The organism is Flavobacterium sp. AC105, from assembly GCF_979258495.1.
This window is the reverse complement of record NZ_OZ409860.1, coordinates 1903102-1927530: the sequence shown is the minus strand read 5'-3', so window position 1 is coordinate 1927530 and position 24429 is coordinate 1903102. Positions and strand designations below refer to the sequence as shown.

16 protein-coding genes are annotated in these 24429 nt (G+C 34.2%); 12 read left to right on the top strand and 4 right to left on the bottom strand.

The genetic code is table 11. The features are described from left to right. The first annotated feature begins 178 nt into the window (after positions 1–178). Positions 179–1666 carry a glycosyl hydrolase gene (locus ACZ0AH_RS08580; RefSeq protein ID WP_463475387.1) on the top strand — a complete coding sequence of 496 codons (1488 nt, stop codon included), beginning with the start codon at positions 179–181 and terminating at the stop codon, positions 1664–1666. 74 nt (positions 1667–1740) lie between these two features. Here the strand turns inward: ACZ0AH_RS08580 and glmM are convergent, their stop codons facing one another. Beyond that, entirely contained in the window at positions 1741–3129 is a 1389-nt protein-coding gene (gene glmM / locus ACZ0AH_RS08575; protein ID WP_463475386.1) for a phosphoglucosamine mutase, read from the bottom strand. Between the two features lie 341 nt (positions 3130–3470). On the opposite strand from glmM, the gene ACZ0AH_RS08570 reads away from it, so the two are divergent. The 9 genes from ACZ0AH_RS08570 to ACZ0AH_RS08530 all read left to right on the top strand — a co-directional run bounded on the left by ACZ0AH_RS08570 (position 3471) and on the right by ACZ0AH_RS08530 (position 19135). Further along, positions 3471–4055 (top strand): acyl carrier protein phosphodiesterase, encoded by a 585-nt coding sequence (locus tag ACZ0AH_RS08570; RefSeq protein ID WP_463475385.1) that lies wholly within the window; start codon positions 3471–3473, stop codon positions 4053–4055. Between the two features lie 39 nt (positions 4056–4094). Next, positions 4095–5777, top strand: coding sequence for a gamma-glutamyltransferase (gene ggt / locus ACZ0AH_RS08565; RefSeq protein ID WP_463475384.1), 1683 nt, complete (start codon positions 4095–4097; stop codon positions 5775–5777). 84 nt (positions 5778–5861) lie between these two features. Beyond that, complete coding sequence (locus tag ACZ0AH_RS08560) at positions 5862–7646, top strand: chloride channel protein (RefSeq protein WP_463475383.1); 1785 nt, start codon at positions 5862–5864, stop codon at positions 7644–7646. 59 nt (positions 7647–7705) lie between these two features. Then, positions 7706–8659 carry a Fic family protein gene (locus tag ACZ0AH_RS08555; protein WP_463475382.1) on the top strand — a complete coding sequence of 318 codons (954 nt, stop codon included), beginning with the start codon at positions 7706–7708 and terminating at the stop codon, positions 8657–8659. A gap of 100 nt (positions 8660–8759) precedes the next feature. Continuing rightward, on the top strand, positions 8760–11591 hold the full coding sequence (gene uvrA / locus ACZ0AH_RS08550) for an excinuclease ABC subunit UvrA (protein ID WP_463475381.1): 2832 nt from the start codon (positions 8760–8762) through the stop codon (positions 11589–11591). A 569-nt stretch (positions 11592–12160) separates the two neighbouring features. Further along, entirely contained in the window at positions 12161–12520 is a 360-nt protein-coding gene (locus ACZ0AH_RS08545) for a cupin domain-containing protein (RefSeq protein ID WP_463475380.1), read from the top strand. 233 nt (positions 12521–12753) lie between these two features. Beyond that, positions 12754–13482, top strand: a complete 729-nt coding sequence (locus ACZ0AH_RS08540) for an LOG family protein (RefSeq protein WP_463475379.1) — start codon at positions 12754–12756, stop codon at positions 13480–13482. A 302-nt stretch (positions 13483–13784) separates the two neighbouring features. After that, positions 13785–16535, top strand: a complete 2751-nt coding sequence (locus ACZ0AH_RS08535) for a gluzincin family metallopeptidase (protein WP_463478097.1) — start codon at positions 13785–13787, stop codon at positions 16533–16535. A 188-nt stretch (positions 16536–16723) separates the two neighbouring features. After that, complete coding sequence (locus ACZ0AH_RS08530) at positions 16724–19135, top strand: alpha-ketoacid dehydrogenase subunit alpha/beta (RefSeq protein ID WP_463475378.1); 2412 nt, start codon at positions 16724–16726, stop codon at positions 19133–19135. Between the two features lie 231 nt (positions 19136–19366). On the opposite strand, the gene kdsB is transcribed toward ACZ0AH_RS08530, so the two are convergent. The 3 genes from kdsB to ACZ0AH_RS08515 all read right to left on the bottom strand — a co-directional run bounded on the left by kdsB (position 19367) and on the right by ACZ0AH_RS08515 (position 22579). Next, entirely contained in the window at positions 19367–20101 is a 735-nt protein-coding gene (kdsB, locus tag ACZ0AH_RS08525) for a 3-deoxy-manno-octulosonate cytidylyltransferase (RefSeq protein ID WP_463475377.1), read from the bottom strand. A gap of 148 nt (positions 20102–20249) precedes the next feature. After that, positions 20250–21080: a 4,5-DOPA-extradiol-dioxygenase gene (gene ygiD, locus ACZ0AH_RS08520; protein WP_463475376.1), complete on the bottom strand. Its 831-nt coding sequence runs from the start codon at positions 21078–21080 to the stop codon at positions 20250–20252. A 74-nt stretch (positions 21081–21154) separates the two neighbouring features. Next, positions 21155–22579 carry an ATP-dependent DNA helicase gene (locus ACZ0AH_RS08515; protein WP_463475375.1) on the bottom strand — a complete coding sequence of 475 codons (1425 nt, stop codon included), beginning with the start codon at positions 22577–22579 and terminating at the stop codon, positions 21155–21157. Positions 22580–22909: 330 nt separating this feature from the next. Between ACZ0AH_RS08515 and ACZ0AH_RS08510 the strand changes: the two genes are divergently transcribed. Continuing rightward, the gene (locus ACZ0AH_RS08510; protein ID WP_463475374.1) at positions 22910–23731 is read left to right on the top strand and encodes a DUF3822 family protein; all 822 of its coding nucleotides are present in this window, start codon (positions 22910–22912) and stop codon (positions 23729–23731) included. Further along, positions 23728–24330: an RsmD family RNA methyltransferase gene (locus ACZ0AH_RS08505; RefSeq protein ID WP_463475373.1), complete on the top strand. Its 603-nt coding sequence runs from the start codon at positions 23728–23730 to the stop codon at positions 24328–24330. Before ACZ0AH_RS08510 ends, ACZ0AH_RS08505 begins: the two co-directional genes overlap by 4 nt. Positions 24331–24429 lie beyond the last annotated feature (99 nt).

The following is a 24429-nucleotide window of genomic DNA, read 5'->3' as shown; positions in this document are numbered from 1 at the left end:
TTGCTTTCGTGTAAAGCCTTCTTAAATTAAAACACGCTATTTTACTGATAAAAAAATAGATCTTGATGGGTTTTTGTAATATTTTTTTTTGATGGGATCAAAATGATAAATTGCATAAACGACATACATTTGGAGTTAACTAAATACCATTCAAAAACCAAATCAAAATTAATTAGTCATGATTAAAAAAATACTTTTTACATTTTTAATAATATGCTTTTCAAATACCACTTTTGCCCAAAGTCCGAAGCGAGGAATTGCATACGGAAATAATTCTACTGCTGATTTACAGGCTTTAAAACCTGGTATTTCATGGTGGTACAATTGGGGATCATTACCAGAAAATGATGTTAACGCCAATTACGCCTCTCTTGGAGTTGAGTACATACCAATGATGTGGGGAAAAGTCAGTGATGCCGATCTTCAGGCTTTTATTGATAAAATAAAACCCGGAGCCAAATATTTACTTGCTTTTAATGAACCTAATTTTAATGATGGTGCACGATTAACACCACAAGACGCAGTAAATGCGTGGGTAAATGTAGAGAAAATCGCTGCTGCAAAAAATTTAGAGATCGTAAGTGCATCACCGGCGTATAATGATCCCAATAATAGTTATGGCAATATTAGCAGTCCAACTACATGGCATGATCAGTTTTTTCTTTTATGTCCAAATTGCAAAGTCGATTATATAGCTTTTCATACATATGATGATACTGCTGGTGCTGTAATTGGCGTTACAGGGCTTTTGAAAAAATACAATCGTCCGGTTTGGGTAACTGAATTTGCTAATAGAGTAATTCAAACTGCAGATCAGAAAACGGCTTTTATGAAAGATATTGTAACCAGTTTTGAAAACGATCCGGACATTTACAGATATTCCTGGTTTACCGGAAGGGTTCCAGCAGATTGGACAGATATGCAAGAAGGACAATTATTAAGTCCTGTAAGCGGTGTTTTGAGACCAATTGGCACTCAATATGTAAATGCTGCCTATACAACTAAAAAAATGGATGTTCCGGGACGAATTACTGCGAATAAACATTATCGCCGAAAAGGTACGGGGTTACAAAATACAACAGACGCAGGAACGGGCCAAAATGTATGTTTTGTTAGTGAAGGTGATTGGAATGAATTTATGTTGAATGTTGCCGATGCCGGAACTTATAAGCTGACTTTTAGACTTGCATCTGTGACAACTCCGGCAAAATTTGATATTTTAGTAAACAATGTTGTCGTTAAAACTGACGAAACTTTTCCTGCAACTGGCGGACTGCAAACTTACGGAGACAAAGTTGTAAACGGAATTACATTACCAAAAGGTGAAGTTTATTTGAAAATTAAATTCAAATCAAACGATGTGAATTTCAATTATATTGATGTTGCAACGGCAAATTTGGGCGTAAATGATCCAACGATTGAAAAAGACTTTTTTACCATTTATCCAAATCCAGTTAAAAGTCAGGCTACACTTCATATAAAATCAGCTTCGACAGAACCTTTGACTTTAAAAATTGTAGATATGAAAGGAACAACATGTTATTCTTCTGATTCTTATTATACAAATGAAGACATAAAAATTGGTGATAAACTTTCTACCGGAGTTTATATCGTAACAGCTTCTTATGGTACGGTTAAAAAATCATTGAAAATTATTAAAGAATAAGATTCATTTTTAGAATAAAAAAAAATACCTTTTTCATTAACGAAAGAGGTATTTTTTATGATGAATTGCTGAAATTAAATCCCGGCAATTGCTTTTATTTCATCTATAATTCGAAGTGCCAGAACATCTGCTTTTTCCTGAGACGGAGCTTCTGTATAAATACGAATAATTGGTTCTGTGTTTGATTTTCTTAAATGAACCCATTCTGTAGCAAAATCAATTTTTACACCATCAATCGTTGTGATATCTTCGTTTTTATATTTTTCGGTCATCGCAACAAGAATAGCATCAACATCAATTTGTGGTGTTAATTCAATTTTATTTTTGCTCATATAATATTCAGGATATGAAGCACGCAATGCCGAAACTGATATTTTTTTGTTTGCCAAATGTGTTAAGAATAAAGCAACACCAACCAAACTATCGCGACCGTAATGAGATTCCGGATAAATAATACCTCCGTTACCTTCACCGCCAATAATAGCGTTATTTTTTTTCATTAACTCCACTACATTTACTTCTCCAACTGCGCTGGCTTCGTATTTTCCGCCGTGAGCAACTGTTACATCACGCAAAGCACGAGAGGAAGACATGTTCGAAACTGTATTTCCAGGCGTTTTGCTTAGTACATAATCGGCGCAAGCCACTAATGTATATTCTTCACCAAACATTTCTCCGTCTTCGCAAATAAAAGCCAAACGATCTACATCCGGATCTACAACAACTCCTAAATCGGCTTTTTCTTTAACTACTAATTCCGAAATATCCGTTAAATGTTCTTTTAAAGGTTCTGGATTGTGAGGAAAATGTCCGTTTGGTTCGCAATATAATTTTACGACTTCAACGCCCATTAATTCTAACAATTTCGGAATAATAATTCCACCTGAAGAATTTACACCATCAACAACAACTTTAAATTTTGCTGCTTTTACAGCTTCAACATCAACCAAAGGCAAATTTAAAACCTCGTCGATATGAATATCCATATAAGCATCATTAATTGTAATTTCGCCCAAACTGTCTACATCCGAGAAATCGAAAGCTTCAGCATCAGCAATTTCAAGGATTTTTGCTCCTTCTGCCCCGCTTAAAAATTCTCCTTTTTCATTCAATAATTTTAAGGCATTCCATTGTTTTGGATTATGAGACGCTGTCAAAATAATTCCGCCATCTGCCTTTTCTAACGGAACAGCAACTTCTACAGTTGGCGTTGTCGAAAGTCCAAGATCGATTACATTAATTCCTAAACCTATTAAAGTATTTACAACAAGATTGTGAATCATCGGTCCAGAAATTCTGGCATCACGACCAATTACAACCGTTAATTTTTCTTTTGAAGTATTGTTTTTTAGAAAGGTTCCGTATGCCGATGCAAATTTTACAGCATCAACAGGAGTCAGGTTATCGCCTACTTTTCCACCGATTGTTCCTCGTATTCCTGAAATCGATTTTATTAAAGTCATTTTTGTGAGTTATGGTTACCAGTTACAAATATAGAAAAGTTACTAAGGTTCTAAGTTACTGAGATGCTAAGATTTTTAAAAAAAGTTACTAAGGTTCTAAGTTACTGAGATTCTAAGATTTTTCCCAGCGTTACTTAGTACTAAGAAGCTGAGTGGCTAAGATTTAAAAATAAATCAAAATGTTAAGATTATATTGCTAAGTATTATTATAAAATTGATCTAAAAAAGATTTCATACTTTTACTAAATAACTTAGGATTTTCACATCTCAGAATCTTAGTAACTTCAAAAAAAAGAAAACTTAGAATCTCAGTAACTTAGAACCTTAGCAACTTAAACAAAATGAACTTCCTAGCCCACATCTATTTATCCGGTGAGAACGATTTAATAAAAATCGGCAATTTTATGGCTGATGGCATTCGTGGGAAACAATTTGAACATTTTCCTGAAGATGTACAAAAGGGCATTATTTTGCACCGTTCTATTGATACTTATACAGATTCGCATGATATTTTTAGACAAAGTACCAAGCGTTTACACGAAAAATACCATCATTATGCCGGCGTGATTGTAGATATTGTTTACGATCATTTTTTAGCCAAAAACTGGACTAAATATTCGGATGAAAAACTGGAAGATTTCATTAATCGATTTTACAAATCATTACATGAAAATTATGATATCCTGACGGAGAAAACGCAAGGATTAATGCCTTATATGATCGAAAGAAACTGGCTTTTAAGTTATCAGACAGTCGAAGGCATTCATCAAATTTTGACACAAATGGATCGAAGATCCAAAAATATCTCTAAAATGCAATTTGCAAGCGAAGAATTAGTAGAGTTCTACGCTGAATTTGAAAAAGAATTTACACTCTTTTTTGAAGATATTAAAGAACATTCCAGACAAAAATTACTTTCCTTATAAAATTGAACTGATTTTATAAAACAATAATAGTATTTCGATATGAAAAAAATTACACTTTTACTTGGCTTTATTTCCATTTATTGTACTGCCCAACAAACTATAAAACCAACCGGATTAGTTACTACAAAAGCGATGGTTGTTTCGGCACGTCAGGAAGCTTCAAAAATTGGAGTTGAAATCATGCAAAAAGGCGGAAATGCTTTTGATGCAATGGTTGGTACCGAACTGGCTTTGGCTGTCGCTTTTCCTTTTGCAGGAAACCTTGGCGGCGGCGGATTTATGGTTTACAGAAAAGCAAATGGTGAAGTTGGATCTATAGATTATCGCGAAAAAGCGCCATTAGCAGCTACAAAAGATATGTTTCTTGATAAAGACGGAAATGTTATTCCCGGAAAAAGCACTCAGACTGCATTAGCGATTGGAGTTCCCGGAACGATTGCCGGAGTATTTGCCGTGCATAAAAAATTAGGTTCCCTGCCCATGTCTGAGATTTTAAAACCTGTTATTGCCCTTGCAGAAAGAGGCGTTGTTGTAACCGGAAAACAAGAAAAAAATATAAACGATTATCGTGCTTCTATTGTAAAAATAAACGGTGACAAAACACCTTTGGCAACGCTTTATAAAGAAAATGATACCATTAAATATCCTGAACTTGCCAATACGCTGAAACGAATTTTAAAAAACGGAAAAGACGAGTTTTACAAAGGCAAAACAGCAAAAATATTAGTTGATTATCTTCAGAAAAAAGGCGGAATTATCACGCTTAAAGATTTAGCAGGTTATGAAGCGAAATGGAGAACTCCGTTACAATTTGAATATAAAGATTTAAAGATAACATCAATGTCACCACCAAGCAGCGGTGGAATTTGTCTGGCACAAATCATGAAAATGATTGCGCCTTATGATCTTGCAAAAATGGGTCATAATACAGACCAGTCTATTCAGGTAATTGTTGAAGCTGAGAGAAGGGCTTACGCGGACAGAAGTCAGTTTTTAGGCGATCCGGATTTTGTTAAAATTCCAATTAAAGAATTATTATCCGATACGTATTTAAAGGATAGAATGTCAAGTTTTGATGTAAACAAAGCCAGTTTATCATCAGAAATAAAAGAAGGAAAAGTAACGTATAACGAAAGTACTGAAACTACCCATTATTCTATTGTAGACGCTCAGGGAAATGCCGTTGCAGCAACAACAACCCTTAATGACGGTTATGGTTCTAAATATTATTGTGCTGAATTAGGTTTCTTTTTGAACAATGAAATGGACGATTTTAGTGCAAAACCAGGATCTCCAAATATGTTTGGTTTAGTAGGAAATGAAGCCAATAGTATTGCACCGCAAAAACGAATGCTGAGTTCAATGACGCCAACAATTGTCGAGAAAAACGGAAAACTGTTTATGGTTCTAGGTTCGCCGGGCGGATCAACGATTATTACAACCGTATTACAAGCAATATTAAATGTTTACGAATATAATTTAAGCATGCAGGAAGCCGTAAATGCTCCACGTTTTCATCATCAATGGCTTCCGGATCTGATTACTTTTGAGCCAAATGCTTTTGATAATAAAACGATAGATCTGCTAAAAGCAAAAGGATATTTGATCAACGAAAAAACAACTCCGGTTATTGGTAAATTAGATTGTATTTTGGTTTTACCCAACAATAATCTTGAAGGAGGTGCTGATTTTCGTGGAGATGATACAGCAGTTGGTTTTTAATTTTAAATAATTTTTGTGCCGAAAAATTTACAAATTCGGATGTTAAAAGCTAAATTTGCAATATCCCTAACTTTTTAAAGAGAAATGCTACGAAAATATTTTAGAAAACTAGAAAGCATTATTGCTTTGGCGCAATCGTTAATGACTCCAAAGCAGTTTATTTTTTTATCAAGTGTTTTAATTGGTATTTCATGCTCCTTGGCTGTAATTATTTTAAAGACTTTTGCACACAGTGTTTTTTCATTTGCAACGTATATAAATGGAGTCTTAAAATTAAGTTTCATCAATAGTATTCTGCCAATAATTGGTATAACATTAACCGTTTTTGTGGTCAAAAAAGTTCTAAACGGAAACATTCAAAAAGGGACTTCACAAATTTTATATGCTGTTGCCAAAAAAGCAAGTATCATTCCGAAAAAACAAATGTATGCTCAGATTATTACGAGCTCGTTAACAGTTGGTTTAGGAGGATCTGCAGGTTTAGAAAGCCCAATTGTAATTACAGGAGCTGCTTTTGGATCAAATTATGCCCAAAATTATAAATTGGCTTATAAAGACAGAACTTTACTGATTGGCTGCGGTGTTGCAGCCGGAATATCTGCTGCTTTTAATGCGCCTATTGCCGGAGTCCTTTTTGCAATTGAAGTTTTATTAGTTGATGTAAGTATTTCTGCCTTCACTCCTATTATGATTTCTGCGGCAACTGGTGCTTTGGTTTCTGCTATTTTATTAGATGAAACGATTCTGTTAAGTTTCAAACAACAGCAAACCTTCAATTATCACAATATCCCTTTTTATGTACTTTTAGGAATATTAACCGGTTTTATTGCTGTTTATTACGCCCGAAATTTTCAAAGAGTCGAACATTACTTCTCTAACATGGAAATTGGCCCGTACCGAAAAGCATTAATAGGTTCATCATTATTGGCTTTGCTTATTTTTATTTTCCCAACACTATTTGGTGAAGGTTACGAAAGCATCAAAACTTTATCTGAAAGTGATCCGGGACAATTATTAGACAATACTTTATTTGCTGATTTCAGAAATAATGAATGGGTTTTGCTTCTTTTTGTTGGATGCACCATGATGATGAAAGTTTTTGCTTCAGGACTAACACTTGGAAGCGGTGGAAACGGGGGTAATTTTGCTCCTTCGTTATTTTTAGGATCGTATCTTGGTTATTTTTTCTCTAAATTTATTACGTTAATCGGTTTATCCAAGCTTCCGATCAGCAATTTTACAATGGTAGGAATGGCTGGTATTTTGAGCGGATTATTTCATGCTCCGCTTACGGCAATATTCTTAATTGCCGAAATAACCGGAGGTTACGGATTAATGATTCCGCTTATGATTGTTTCCTCCATAAGTTTTGCTATTTCAAAACGCTTTGAAAAATATTCGCTCGATGTAAAAAGTCTTGCTAAAAAAGGTCACGCTTTTACCAGTAATAAAGATTCTAATATTTTGTCGACTTTAGATATTGATACTATTATCCAATGCGATTATTTAACCGTTCATCCGGAAGAACATTTAACCAAATTAGTCGATCTTATTTCCCATTCAAATCAAGTTGTTTTTGCAGTTGTAGATAACGAAAAACAACTCGTTGGTGTAGTTCATTTTAATGATATTAGAGAAATTATCTTTAATTCATATCGTGTAAAATATACTCTGATCAAAGATGTTATGAAAACGCCTCCGGCAACTATTTCTGCTTATGATAGTATGGAAATCGTCATGAGTAAGTTCGAAAGATCAAAATCAGCATTTCTTCCCGTTATCCGAAATGACAAGTATTATGGATTCATTTCCAAATCAATAGCACTTGAAGCTTACAGAACAAAACTGCGTTCTATGACAATTGAATAAGCTTAATATCGGATAGGCGAAAATTTGGAGTATCCGATATTAAGAAGTACCTTTGTGGAATGTGGAATATCGATTTAACATACAGAACAGAATTTCAATCAACATTCGATCGATTGTATCAAAAAAGGCTTGATCTGCAAAACAGCAGACCATTGCCCAATATTGCTTTGCATAAAATTCGTGAAAGTTTATCATTAGAATGGACGTATAACTCGAATAGTATCGAAGGAAATACCATGAGTTTACGTGAAACCCAAATGGTCATTCAGGAAGGTATTACCATTAAAGGAAAATCACTTCGGGAACATTTTGAAACCCACAACCATGATAAAGCTATTGATTATTTGTATTCGATTGTCGATGATACTTACAACCTAAGAAGCATAGATATTCTATCGATTCACGGATTGGTTTTACGTTCTATCGAGGATGATTTTGCAGGAAGATTACGCAATGGCGGTGTTCGAATTTCAGGCGCTAATTTTATGCCTCCAAACGCGAACAAAGTTTCGGATTATCTCGATGAACTAATTGATTTTATCAATACAAATCCTTTAGGTTTAAACGATATTGAACTCGCCACGATTTATCATCATAAATTAGTTTGGATTCATCCGTTTTTTGATGGAAACGGCCGTACCGTTCGTTTAAGCATGAACTTATTATTGATGCGTTGTGGTTTTCCCCCTGCGATTATTCTAAAAAATGACAGGAAAAAATATTACGAGGCACTTAATCAGGCTAACAATGGCAATTATCAAAAACTAACACTTTTGATGTGTCAGGCACTTGAACGAACTTTAAATATTTATTTAAGTGCAATGCCCGGAAGCAGTTATGATTACCAACCCATCATAAATATCGTGAGCGAGCCCGAAACCCCTTACGGCCACGAATATGTTAGTTTACTGGCCAGGACAGGAAAAATAGATGCTTATAAAGAAGGCCGAAACTGGTATACAACCAAAGAAGCCATCGAAGAATATATGGCAACCCGAAAAAGAAAACGCTAACTTAGGTTGGCGTTTTTTGTTACTAATTGTAACATAAAGTTTTGTGTTCGAGTACTAAAAGAATAAATCAAAGTGGTAACTTTGCGTTTTGCTCAAATTTATGTTAGAAAAAGACAATACTATTGAAGTTCTTGGTGCAAGAGTTCATAATCTAAAAAATATAGACATTTCTATTCCGCGTGAAAAACTGGTTGTAATTACCGGTTTATCAGGTTCGGGAAAATCATCTTTGGCATTTGATACGATTTATGCTGAAGGACAACGTCGTTATGTAGAAACGTTTTCGGCGTATGCCAGACAGTTTCTTGGCGGATTAGAACGCCCGGATGTGGATAAAATCGACGGACTTTCGCCTGTAATTGCGATTGAACAAAAAACAACCAGTAAAAGTCCGCGTTCTACTGTTGGAACTATTACCGAAATATACGATTTTCTGAGACTTCTTTACGCTCGTGGTGCTGACGCTTACAGTTACAACACCGGCGAAAAAATGGTTTCTTATTCTGATGATCAGATTAAGGATTTGATTATGCAGGATTTCACCGGAAAACGTATTAATATTTTGGCTCCGATTATTAGAGCCAGAAAAGGTCATTATGCCGAGTTATTCCAGCAAATTACCAAACAAGGTTTCCTGAAAGTTCGTGTAAATGGAGAAGTGCAGGATTTAGTTTCAGGAATGAAACTGGATCGTTATAAAACCCATGATATCGAAATTGTAGTCGACAGAATGTTGATCGAGAATACTGAAGACAATCAAAAAAGATTATCTGAAAGTATTAATACAGCAATGCATCATGGAGAAAATGTATTGATGATTTTAGATCAGGATACGAATGAAGTACGTTATTTCAGTAGAAATTTAATGTGTCCGACAACTGGAATCTCTTATCAAAATCCGGAACCAAATTTATTTTCGTTCAACTCTCCAAAAGGCGCTTGTCCGCATTGTAATGGATTGGGAACAGTTCATGAAATCAATGTAAAAAAGATTATTCCAAATCCGAAATTGTCGATAAAAAGCGGTGGTTTTGCGCCTCTAGGCGAATACAAATCATCCTGGATTTTTAAGCAATTAGAAGTTATCGGAGAAAAATTTGGATTTAAAATAACAGATCCAATCGAGAAAATTCCGGAAGAAGCCATGAATATGATTCTTCACGGCGGAAAAGATAAATTTACCATAAACTCAAAAGATTTAGGTGTTACGCGCGATTATAAAATAGATTTTGAAGGAATATCGCATTTCATCAAAAATCAATATGACGAAAGTGCTTCGACAACTATAAAACGTTGGGCAAAAGATTTTATGGACGAAGTAAATTGTCCGGTTTGCGACGGTTCACGTTTAAAAAAAGAAGCCTTATTCTTTAAAATAAACGGTAAAAATATTGTCGAATTATGTGATATGGATATCTCTGATTTGACAACATGGTTTCAGGATTTAAATAAACATTTATCAGATAAACAACTTTTGATCGCATCAGAAGTTGTGAAAGAAATCAAAGACCGTTTGAACTTTTTAATGAATGTTGGTTTGAATTATTTGGCTTTAAGCCGAAGTTCAAAATCACTTTCGGGAGGAGAAGCTCAGCGTATTCGTCTGGCAACACAAATTGGTTCGCAATTGGTTGGAGTTTTGTATATTCTGGATGAGCCAAGTATTGGTTTACACCAAAGAGACAATGAAAAGCTGATTCATTCGTTGGAACAATTACGTGATATCGGGAACTCTGTTATTGTGGTAGAACACGATAAAGACATGATCGAACGTGCTGATTATGTTATTGATATTGGGCCAAAAGCTGGGAAATACGGTGGAGAAATTATCAGTATTGGAACTCCGGCCGAAACGCTGAAATCAAATACGATTACCGCTCAATATTTGAACGGTACAATGAAATTAGAAATTCCGAAAGAGCGCAGAAAAGGAAACGGAAAGTTTTTAAAACTAACTGGAGCGACAGGAAATAACCTGAAAAATGTTTCTATCGAATTGCCTTTAGGACAATTAATCTGCGTTACGGGAGTTTCAGGAAGCGGAAAATCGACTTTGATTAACGAAACGCTCTACCCTATATTGAATGCCTATTATTTTAATGGCGTAAAAAAACCACAACCTTATAAAAAGATTGAAGGTTTAGAACATATTGACAAAGTGATTGATATAGACCAAAGTCCGATTGGGAGAACGCCACGTTCAAATCCAGCCACTTATACGGAGGTTTTCACCGAAATCAGAAACTTGTTTACGATGACTTCTGAAAGTATGATTCGTGGTTACAAAGCGGGACGTTTTAGTTTTAACGTAAAAGGCGGACGTTGCGAAACGTGCGAAGGTTCCGGTGTTAGAACAATCGAAATGAACTTTCTACCAGATGTTTATGTAGAATGCGAAACTTGTCAGGGAAAGCGTTTTAACAGAGAAACACTGGAAATTCGATACAAAGGAAAATCAATTTCGGATGTTTTAAATATGACAGTTGATGAAGCGGTTCCGTTTTTTGAAAACATTCCGAAGATTTACAGAAAAGTAAAAACCATTCAGGATGTTGGTTTAGGATATATTACACTTGGCCAGCAAAGCACAACGCTTTCTGGTGGTGAAGCACAACGTATTAAACTTGCTGGAGAATTGTCTAAAAAAGATACCGGAAATACGTTTTATATTCTCGATGAACCTACTACAGGTTTGCATTTTGAAGACATTCGTGTTTTAATGGATGTAATTAATAAATTGGTCGACAAAGGAAATACAATCTTAGTTATCGAACATAATATGGATGTAATCAAACTTGCTGATTATATTATAGATATTGGTCCTGAAGGAGGAAAAGGCGGCGGACAATTAATCGCCAAAGGAACTCCTGAAGAAGTCGCAAAAAATAAAAAAAGTTATACGGCTAAGTTTTTGAAAAAAGAGTTAGAATAGAGAATATTTCATCCTAACACCTTTGTCAAAGTTTTAAACTTTGACAAAGGTTATTCAAACATAGTCTGCGCATTTTTGTCATCCCGAGGAACGAGGGATCTCCATAAGCAGCTCGGCAATTTAGGTAAAATATTTTGTGTTAGTTTCTTGTGAAGATCCCTCGTTCCTCGGGATGACAAGATTGTGGTTATGGATTGCGAAAAATGGATTAAAATCCGTCGCTACAAAATGAATCGAACCAAACGCTCTTTATCATAACATTTATAAAAGTTCCGGAGAAACGAAATGTTGGTAGCAATGGATTTTAATCCGTTGATGGTTTTGATACGTCTCTCAATTTAGTTCCGGGGGAACGACCCATATGATCAAAAAATTGAAATTCGTTTTGAAAAACTCATTCATTATAATCCTTTGATAATGAATCAAAAACCAACATTTTCACGTTTTGAAATGTTACATTTAAATTAATAAATACACATTTTTGTAACAATTCTTAAAAAAAGGCTTAATTTAGTACGCCCTTTTTGTCAAAACTTTTTTGATTTTTGACAAATACTAAGATAAAATCTATGAACCTAAAAGAGAAATTAAGCAGCGTTAACCAATATTTTTCGCCTAAAATAATTGATGAAGTAAACGATCAATATATCAAAGTGGCTAAAATAAAAGGTCAGGAAGTACCTTGGCATAATCATGAAAATGAAGATGAATTATTCTATATTGTGGATGGTGAACTTTTGATGGAAATTGAAAATGAACCGCCCTTCACAATGAAAAAAGGTGATTTATTTGTTGTAAAAAAAGGCGTAAATCACAGAGTTTCATCTGTTGAGGAATGTTCCATTATGCTGATTGAATCAAAAACTACGGAACATACCGGAAAAGTTAAAAGCAACATTACGAAATCAATTGAAGAACAGTCGTATTAATAGAAAATTCTTCTTTTAATAAAACCGAAATTTTCAATTGAAAATGAGTGCCCTAGCCCTGATGGGAGCGGCATCCTTTTTCTTGCTTCTTTAGCAAGGAAAAGAAATAGCGGACAGCAAGAAATAGCTCCTACTTCGACTCCGCTCAGTATGACAATATGATTATGCTCAGGATAACAATAATTAAAACGACACAGCTAGAAATAAAAATATAAATAATTAAAATACCTAAAATGAGATTAGAAGATTTTGATAATGATGAGGATAGAGTAATTCAGGATCGTTTGAAACAAAAAACGTGGAATGAAATTAGAACCAATGATAGTTGGGCGATTTTTAAAATTATGGCTGAATTTGTAAATGGATACGAGAGTATGGGACGTATTGGTCCGTGTGTATCTATTTTTGGATCTGCGAGAACAAAACCAGAAGATAAATATTATTTATTGGCTGAAAAAATTGCTTACAAAATTAGTAAAGCCGGATATGGCGTTATTACCGGAGGTGGTCCCGGAATTATGGAAGCCGGAAATAAAGGCGCGCATTTAGGCGGAGGAACTTCGGTTGGCTTGAACATCGAATTGCCTTTTGAACAGCACTTTAACCCTTATATCGATCACGACAAAAACCTGAATTTCGATTATTTCTTTGTTCGTAAAGTAATGTTCGTAAAATATTCTCAGGGTTTTGTGGTTATGCCTGGAGGTTTTGGAACTCTTGACGAAATGTTTGAAGCGATTACTTTGATTCAGACCAAAAAAATTGGAAAATTCCCAATTATATTAGTTGGTGTTGAATTCTGGTCTGGATTAATTGATTGGGTAAAAACGGTTTTGGTTGAAAAAATGCAAACTGTAAGTCCTGATGATTTAAACTTATTTAAGATCGTAGATACTGAAGATGAAGTAGTTGACGTTTTGGATAAATTCTACAAAAAATACGATTTGAGTCCGAATTTCTAAATATTTTTTTCATCATATAAGTGATATAAGTTTATTTAAATTTGAAGCGCATCAACACGCGATATAAAAACTTACATTTTCTTATATCACTTATATGGTAAAATATCACAAAAATTGAAAGCTGTTTTTTTTAAACAGCTTTTTTTATGCTATTTTTACATAAAACCAAAAACAGTTTATGCTCGTAACTTAAGTTATATCCCTAAATCTTTAAACATTCATTGAAGCCAATTTATAAAATTATATTCTTCGTTTTAGTTTTATTAAGCTCTATAAAACAATACGCACAACATCAATCTAAGATGGAAGTGGCGGTTAATCTTGAACTTAAAACCCTGAATGTAAAACAAGATATTACGTTTTACAACACCTCTAATGATTCTTTGAGTGAGATTGTTCTGAATGATTGGAATAATGCTTTCTCGAATAAAAATACGCCTTTGGCAAAACGATTTTCGGATGAATTTTACAGAGGTTTTCATGTGGCTAAGGCTGCAGAAAGAGGAAATACTACGATTTTGAATCTGACGGATTCGGATAATATAGCTTTGGAATGGGAAAGAACTGATAAAAATCCTGATTTTATTATCGTAAAACTGAATCGTAAACTTTATCCGGGCGAAAAAATCGATTTGCATCTTACTTATATTTCGAAGATTCCGAGTGATAAATTTACGCATTATGGTTTTGATCAAAATGGCGGCATGAATTTGAAAAACTGGTTCCTTGCTCCTGCCCGATTTGAAAATCATTTTTTTACAAAAAACAATAATTTCAACTTAGATGATATTGCAAATGCGAGTGTTAACTATGAAGTTGAAATTAAAATTCCGAATAATTATTCGGTTACAACCGATTTGAATTCGGTTTCGAAAGACGTTTCAAATACTGATTTTAGTACTTATTTATTTTCGGGAAATAACAGAACTGATTTTAATTTGTTTATCGAAAAACAAAATAGTTTCAAAAGTTATACTACCGGATCTTTGGAAGTTCTTTCGGATTTAAAAACTAAAAAATTAAATGAGATCCAGAGAGCGATTGTTATTAATAGAGTGGCGACTTTTGCGAATGAGTTTATTGGAAAATATCCGCATGAAAAAATTACGGTTTCTCAGGCAGATTATGATCGAAATCCGTTTTATGGACTAAACCAGCTACCATCGTTTATTAGTCCGTTTTCTGATGAATTTATTTTCGAAATTACCTTCTTAAAAACATATCTGAACAATTATCTTAAGAATAGTTTGCGCTTAGATCCTCGAAAAGACAATTGGGTTTATGACGGAATCCAGATTTATACCATGATGAAATATATGGAAGAAAATCATCTGGACCAAAAAATGCTTGGAAGATTATCGAACATGAAACTTTTTAAAAGTTACAATATAACGAACCTGACTTTTAACGAGCAATACAGCTATTATTATATGTTAATGGCGAGAAAAAATCTCGATCAGCCGCTTGGTGATCCAAAAAATACGCTGATAAAATTTAACGAACAAATTGCGAGTAAATATCGTGCAGGTTTAAGTTTAAGGTATTTAGATGATTATCTCGACAAAAATATTGTTCCTGAAAGTATACAGGAATTTTATAACTTGAATAAAACAGAACAGACGAATCGATATAATTTCGAAAAAATATTAACCCAAAATAGTTCTAAAAACATTGATTGGTTTTTTAATACTATTATCGATTCTCGTGATATTATTGATTATAAATTCACGAATGTTTCCAGAACTAAGGATAGCGTTCAGTTTCAGATAAAAAATAAAACGGATAATTTTGTTCCTATTTCGGTTTACGGAGTTAAGAAAAATGAAGTTGTTTTTAAAAAATGGATTGAACCCAAAAATAATGATTCGATCTATCTATTTGATCGAAAAAATGCGGACAAAATTGTTCTGAATTACAATAATGAAGTTCCGGAATACAATCAACGAAACAATTGGAAATCACTGAAAAGTGTTGTCATTGTGAATCGCCCGATAAAATTTAATTTTGCAAAAGATCTCGAAGATCCGTATTACAATCAGATTTTATATATACCAACGCTTACTTACAATTTGTATGATGGTTTTACGCCCGGAGTTCGTTTTCATAACAAAACCATTCTGGATAAACCTTTTACGTTTGATCTTAATCCAGCTTATTCTCTTAAAGCAGGTACTTTATCAGGTTCATCTGCTTTTGTGTGGAGCGAAAATTATAGAAACAGTACTTTATATAATGTGCGGTATTCTATTAGTCAAAATTATTTTCATTATGCGCCGGATGCTACATATTTGAGATTGAATCCGATGGTTCAGTTCAGAATCCGCGAACCTAATTTCAGGGATAACAGAAAACAATTGTTTATGTTTCGTCAGGTTATTGTAAATCGTGAGGCCAGCAATTATATAACGGATAATTCTACTCCAAATTATTCTGTTTTCAACGCACGTTACTCTAATACAAAAACTGAACTGATTAATCATTTTAGTTTTATGACGGATGTTCAGTTTTCTGGAGGCTTCGGAAAATTATCCGGAGAAGTTGAATACAGAAGGTTGTTTGAAAACAATCATAAACTAAATCTGCGCTTATACGCCGGAAGTTTTTTATATAACAACACAGATTCGGATTATTTTAGTTTTTGTTTAGACCGCCCGAAAGATTATATGTTTGATTATAATTTTTATGGACGTTCAGAAAGTACCGGTTTTTTCAGTCAGCAATATGTGATGGCTGAAGGTGGTTTTAAATCAAAATTAGAACCAGCGTACGCCAATCAATGGATGAGCACTTTAAATGCCAGTTATTCGATCTGGAACTGGATTGAAGTTTATGGAGACGTTGGTTTTATGAAAAGCAAACAGCAAAGTGAAAATTTTGTTTATGATAGCGGAATTCGATTAAATTTGGTCCCGGATTATTTTGAACTTTATTTCCCGGTTTATTCAAATAATGGCTGGGAAGTTTCGCAAAATAAATACAACGAAAAAATAAGATTTGTGATAACATTGTCTCCAAAAACATTAGTCAATCTTTTTACTCGAAAATGGTTTTAATTGAATGATTTTTTAATAAAAACATACGAAATTATCATTAAAATTAATTTTATTATAAAAATAACACAAAAAAAATACGTAGTTATTCCGTTTTAAATACATATAATTAAATTATATTTATTTTAAAGAATTATGATTTTTGATTGTTTTTAAGTAATTTCGCAGTCTAAACATGTTCCCTCAAGATTATGATAAAAGAAAAAAGCAATACTACATTAACATTTGAAGATTTCAAAACTGAGGTATTGAACGATTACAGAATCGCAGTTACCAGCCGCGAATGTAGTCTTTTAGGTCGTAAAGAAGTATTAACAGGAAAAGCCAAATTCGGAATATTTGGTGACGGAAAAGAAGTGCCGCAGCTTGCTATGGCAAAAGCCTTTAAAAACGGAGATTTCCGTTCCGGATACTACCGCGATCAAACTTTTATGATGGCGATTGGTGAACTGACTCCAAAACAGTTTTTTGCTGGTTTATACGGTCACACTGATTTAGATTACGATCCAATGTCTGCAGGAAGACAAATGGGCGGACACTTTGTAACGCACAGTTTAAACGAAGACGGGTCGTGGAAAGACTTAACAAAACAAAAAAATTCAAGCGCAGATATATCGCCTACAGCCGGACAAATGCCAAGATTATTGGGATTGGCGCAAGCTTCTAAAATTTACAGAAATGTTGATGGAATTACCATTAAAGATAAATTTTCTGTAAACGGAAATGAAGTTGCGTGGGGAACTATAGGAAATGCAAGTACATCTGAAGGTTTGTTTTTTGAAACTATAAATGCTGCCGGAGTTTTACAGGTTCCGATGGTTATGAGTGTTTGGGATGATGAATACGGAATTTCGGTTCACGCCAGACATCAGACCACTAAAGAAAATATATCTGAAATTCTAAAAGGATACCAACGCGACGAAGACTCAAAAGGATATGAAATTTTCAGGGTTAAAGGCTGGGATTATGCTGAGTTGGTTTCGACTTACGAAAGAGCAGCTGCAATTGCCCGCGAAGAACATGTTCCTGTTTTAATTCATGTAAACGAATTAACACAACCTCAGGGACACTCAACTTCTGGTTCTCATGAACGTTACAAAAACGGAGAAAGACTGGCTTGGGAAAGAGATTTTGATTGTATTCGTCAGATGCGTTTATGGATGATTGCTATTAATATTGCATCTCCCGAAGAATTGGCTGAAATTGATTTTGTAATAAAAAAAGAAATTCTGGAAGCTAAAAAAGAAGCCTGGAATTCTTTCATCAACCCAATTATTGAAGATCAAAAAAATCTTTTGGTTTTATTGGAGCAAATTGCCGACGCAAGTATCAACCATAAAGACAAAATTAGAAAATATATAAATGAATTAAGCGCTATAAAATCTCCGTTAAAAAAGGAAATGCTGGTTATCGCCAGAAAAATATTGCGTTTTATTGAAGTTCCAAATAGTAAAGTCCTGGTTTCAAACTGGATTAAAAACTATATCGAAATTACACAGCCAAGATTTAGCAGTAATTTGCATTCAGATTCAGATTTGAATGTGTTATCAGTACAAAAAGTACTTCCTGAATATGCTGAAAATGCAAAACCTGATTTAGACGGAAGAATGATTTTGCGTGATAATTTTGATGCTTTGTTTACTAAATATCCTGAAACTTTAATTTTTGGTGAAGATGTAGGAAACATTGGCGATGTAAACCAAGGTTTAGAAGGCATGCAGGAAAAATACGGAGAACTTCGTGTTGCCGATGTCGGAATTCGTGAAGCTACGATTATTGGTCAGGGAATTGGAATGGCTTTGAGAGGTTTACGTCCAATTGCTGAGATTCAGTATTTAGATTATTTGCTATATGCGATTCAAATCATGAGCGATGATTTGGCTACTTTACAATACAGAACTGTTGGAAAACAAAAAGCACCGTTAATCATCAGAACCCGCGGACATCGTCTTGAAGGTATCTGGCATTCTGGTTCTCCAATGGGAATGATTATTAATGCTATTCGCGGAATCCACGTTTTGGTTCCTAGAAATATGACTCAGGCGGCAGGTTTCTATAACGCTCTTTTAGAGACTGACGAACCGGCTTTGGTAATTGAATGTTTGAATGGTTACCGTTTAAAAGAAAAAACGCCGCTAAATTTTGGTGAATTCAAGACGCCAATTGGTGTAGTTGAAACCCTAAAAGAAGGATCAGATATTACTTTAGTTTCATACGGATCTACTTTAAGATTAGTAGAACAAGCTGCAACTGAATTACTTGAATTAGGAATTGATTGCGAAGTTATTGATATTCAGTCTTTACTTCCATTTGACGTAAATAAGGATATCGTAAAAAGTATCGCTAAAACAAATCGTCTTTTGGTAATTGACGAAGATGTTCCAGGTGGAGCTTCAGCTTTCATTTTACAACAAATTCTGGAAGAGCAGGATGCTTACAATTATTTAGACAGCAAACCGCAAACTCTTGCTGCAAAAGCCCACAGGCCTGCTTACGGAACTGATGGTGACTATTTCTCTAAACCTTCTGCCGAAGATATTTTCGAGAAAGTTTACAGTATGATGCATGAAGTTAATCCTGCTAAATTTCCTGATTTATATTAAGAATTTAGTTTAGGTTTTCGATATAAAAAAAGCTTATAGACAATTGTTTATAAGCTTTTTTGGTTTTGTTAATCCAACATCTCGTTTGTCATCCTGAGCGAAGTCGAAGGCGCACCAATTGGAACGTGGGCTTCGACTCCGCTCAGCCTGACATAAAATGAGTATAAAAAATCGGCCAAAATCAGCGTCTTCGCTTTAGCGAATCCGTATCATCCGCGTGCCATTCCGCAATTATTTAGCCGCTAAAATAGCGCGAGCCTTTTCTAAATCCTCAGCCGTATCAATCCCAATCCCAACATGCGTTGTTTCGACCATTTTAATACGTTTTCCAAATTCTAAATAACGTAATTGTTCTAATTTTTCAGAAGCTTCTAAAGACTTCATTGGCAAGCTGTAAAAGTCTAACAAAGCTTGTTTTCTAAACGCATAAATTCCGATATGCTGATAATAACGAACGCCAACATCTTTATCTCTCGGATACGGAATTACCGAACGGGAAAAATACAATGCAAATTGCGATTGATCTACAACCACTTTCACATTATTTGGGTTGTTGATTTCGTCTTCATCTGTAATTTCACGCATTAACGAAGCCAAATCTACTTTGCGATCTTCATCATTTTTAAAAACAGATAAAACCTGTTCAAGAGGTCCGGCTTCTGTAAAAGGTTCGTCGCCTTGCACATTTACTACAATATCAACATCCAAATTTGCAACGGCTTCTGCAATTCGGTCACTTCCGGATTCATGTTCTTTTACGCTCATAATGGCTTTTCCTCCATTAGAAATAATTTCGTTAAAAATCAAATCAGAATCGGTTACTACAAATACATCGTCGAATAGTTTTGTGGCAACAGAAGCTTCATACGTTCTTAAAATCACGGTTTTTCCTCCAAGATCCTGCATGAGTTTCGCAGGAAAACGTGTTGATGCATATCGCGCCGGAATTACAGCTATTATTTTCATTTTTTATGTCATTGCGAGGAACGAAAGCAATTTTGTCCTCAATTAAATATATTTTATTCTGTGAATTTCTGGGAAAATCTTTGTGCCACTTTGTTATAATTTTACTACAGAGAGACACAAGGATTTTTACAGAGTTTCGCGGAGTTTTTTACATGATTTTTACTGAAGTCATACTCAAAGAACCAGCCAGTAATTTATCATTAAACAAACTTAATTCTTCTGATTTTTCTTTTAAACCTAAAGTGTACAACAAAGGCAAATAATGATCCGGAGTTGGAATTGCCAATTGAATTGCTTTATTCATTTTTTCGAAATCAATCAAAGGCTGAAAATTCCCATCTAATAAATAATTATTTACGGTTTCGCGCGCTTCAATTGCCCAATCGAAACCGTAATTGTCTTTATCGAAATTTCTGAAATCGACCAAACGAAGATTGTGCACAATATTCCCACTTCCTATAATTAAAACTCCTTTGTGGCGCAATGATTGAAGTTTCTGAGCCAACTCAAAATGATATTGTCCCGATTTTGTGTAATCAATACTCAACTGAATTACCGGAACATTGGCCTCAGGGTATAAATGTTTAATCACACTCCATGCACCATGATCTAAACCCCAATCTTCATCTAAATCAACATTTACGGGTTCTAATAATTCTTTAGTTTCCAATGCCAGTTCCGGACTTCCTTTTGCAGGATATTCCACATCGAATAAGGCTTGCGGAAAACCTCCAAAATCATGAATGGTTCTTGGCATTTGCATGGAAGTTACTTTAGTACCGTTAGTAAACCAATGCGCCGAAATACACAAAATAGCATTCGGCTGCGGCAATGTTTTAGCCAAATTACGAAAACCCGCCACAAACTGATTTTCTTCAATTGCATTCATCGGACTGCCGTGTCCTAAAAACAAAACCGGCATTTTATCTGTATTCGAAAACGTAGACGAAATCGAATGTAAATCGTTTAGTGTTGTCATTTGCTAAAGTTTCTTTTCCGCCACGAATTCACGAATTATTCAAATAAAATTCGTGAATTCGTGGCAGAAAAATTTTATTCTTCGAAACTCTCATCTTTAAATCCTATCAAATATAATTTATTTTTGGCACGCGTCATAGCCGTGTAAAGCCATCGTATGTAATCGCGATCGATTCCGTTTGGTAAATACGGCTGTTCTATAAAAACCGTATTCCATTGTCCTCCTTGCGATTTATGACACGTTATTGCGTACGAGAATTTTACTTGTAATCCGTTAAAATATTCGTTCTCTTTTACTTTTTGGAATTTCTTGTATTTTGTCGATTCACTTTCATAATCTTTCATCACTTCTTCATACAAACGATTTGATTCTTCGTATGTTAAAGACGGAGATTCACTTTTAATAGTATCCAATAATAAAACTGTCTCAAAAGGTTTCTGGTCCGGATAATCGACCATTCTGATCTTTACTTGCGCAAAATTAAATCCGTATAATTCCTTGATTCCAAATAATTCCAAAACTTCGATAATATCTCCGTTGGCGATAAATCCGGCTTCATCAGTTTCTTTCAACCAGAAATAATTATTTTTTACAACCATCAAAAAATCCCCAACCGACAGTTCGCTTTCCTTAAATAAAATTCGGGTTCTAATTTGTTCGTTATATTGATTTGCACGTTTATTCGAACGAACGATAAAAGCTGTATCTTCAATACTATAATTACTATATGCCGAATTTATAGCATCCTGAATATCGTAACCGTCAGTCAAACGAACGATATCTTTAAACTTTTTTACATTGAATTTAAATTCGGTAATAAAAGTATCTTTCAGCAATTCACGTAATTCTGTTGCGTTGAATAAAATTCCCGAACTTTCTTCCTGACGCATTACTTCGTCAAGTTCAATATGTTCGATTTCTTTGTCATAATGCACGCCTAAAGTCTGTATATCAAGCGCCGGACTTATGTCTAAGTTTACGGGCGGCAACTGCGCAGTATCTCCCAAAAGAATCATTTTGCAATTGGTTCCGGAATATACATACGAAATCAAATCATCGAGAAGTGATCCGTTATCATACAATTTAGAATCCGAATTACTATCCGAAATCATCGAAGCCTCATCTACGATAAAAATGGTGTTTTTATGTTTGTTTAATTGCCTGGTAAAAGCCACGCCTCCACCAGCAGATTTTTTAGGAAAGTATATTTTTTTATGAATCGTAAAAGCAGGCGTATTCGAGTAATTGGCAATTACTTTTGCAGCACGACCTGTTGGCGCCAGCAAAACAAACTTTTTATTTATATCGCCTAAATTGTTTACGATTGTCGAAATAACAGTCGTTTTTCCGGTTCCCGCATAACCTTTTAGCACAAAAATCGTGTCGTTATGTGTATCCGTTAAAAAAATAGCAATTTTCTGAAAAAAAATATCCTGTTTATAGGTTGGTGCAAAGGGAAATCTTTTTTGTAAAACGCCGTAAAACAGTGATGAATCCATAAGGTAAAATTGAAATACAAAGTACGTGCTTTTAAACATCAATTTCAATATCAAAAATCAATAACAATTACAATTTCAAAAATCAATGGCAATATCAAAAACCAATAAAAAAACACGCTGTTTAATTTATTGGACGTATATATTATTTATTTTCTATCTAGAATTTTGAATTTGATTTTTGAAATTGTAATTGCCATTGTTATTGCTTTTTGCTATTGTCATTGAAATCGATTTTTGAAATTGACATTGATATTGTTATTTATTTTATTTGTAAGTTTGTGGTCGCCTTAAATTCTATCTTATAAAACAGGTAACGAATTGTAAATCAATATGTCATTGCAAAATACTAACATCACTTCAAAAAATTATAAAAAGCTTTCTATTCAGGTTTCATTGAATGGATTTTCGTTTTGTTGTTTTGATACCCTAAATAGTGTCATTACAGCATTTAATGAAGTCAATTTTGATACTGCACAAAAAACATCAAAAATTGAAGAATTATATAGTGCTGCTTTCAAAAATTATCCGGAATTAAAAGATACTTACGACGAAATTCTGGTAATTCACAATAATAATCTTTCGACTTTTGTGCCAACTGCTTTGTTCGATGAAAATTACCTGGGCAGTTATTTGCAATACACGACAAAAGTTTTTGAAACCGATTTTTTTACTTTCGATCAAATTTCAAATTACGAAATGAATTCTGTTTATATTCCGTATATCAATATTAACAACTTTTTGATTGATAATGTTGGTTCGTTCGATTACAAACACGTTAATAGCATTTTGGTCGAAAAAATCCTTGAAAGTTCAAAAAATAACGACCAGAAAAAAATGGTGGTGAATTTCAATCCCAATCATTTTGAAATTATCGTAGTACAAAATCAAAAGCTTTTATTATTCAATTCTTTTGAGTACCAAACACCGGAAGATTTTATTTATTATGTACTTTTTACGGCTGAACAATTGAATTTAAACCCTGAAAGTTTTCAGCTTGAATTATTAGGCACAATAGAAAAAACCGATCCGTTTTATGCTATTGCTTACAAATACGTGCGTAATATTTCTTTCGTGGATGTTAGTACTTTAAAAGAAAAAAATATTTTTTCAACTGCTCAGAATCAAAAACATTATATCTTATTTCAATCATGAGAATCATTTCAGGAAAATACAAAGGGCGCCGCATTTTTCCACCAAAGAACCTTCCTGTAAGACCTACGACTGATATGAGTAAAGAAGCATTGTTTAATGTTTTGAATAATCATTTTAGTTTTGACGGCTTAAAGGTTTTAGACTTATTTTCGGGAACCGGCAATATCAGTTTTGAATTCGCTTCACGCGGAAGTGAACCAATTACATCTGTGGATGGGGATTTTGGATGCGTGAAATTTGTCAAACAAGTTGCATCAGAATATGATTTTAATATCGCAGCAACCAAAAGTGACGTTTACAAATTTCTGGAAAACTGCAAAACTTCATACGATATTATTTTTGCCGATCCTCCTTACGGATTAGATCAGGCTGCTTTTGAGAAAATTGTTTTAACCGTTTTTGAAAGAGAATTGCTTCACGAAGACGGAATGATGATTATAGAACATTCTAAATACACTAAAATGGAACATTTAAGTAATTTCTCTTTTCAGAAAAATTATGGAGGTTCATTTTTTAGTTTCTTCGAATTAAACTCAACAGATGATGATGAAGAGCTTCCGGGCGCATCTGTAAAAGCAACAGAAGAAGACGAAGGATAATTTCGTTTTTTAAATCATAAATGTCAGATCGAGCGAAATCTAGAAATGTCAGATCGAGCGGAGTCGAGATCCCGTAAAAGTTTCGACTTCGCTCAACCT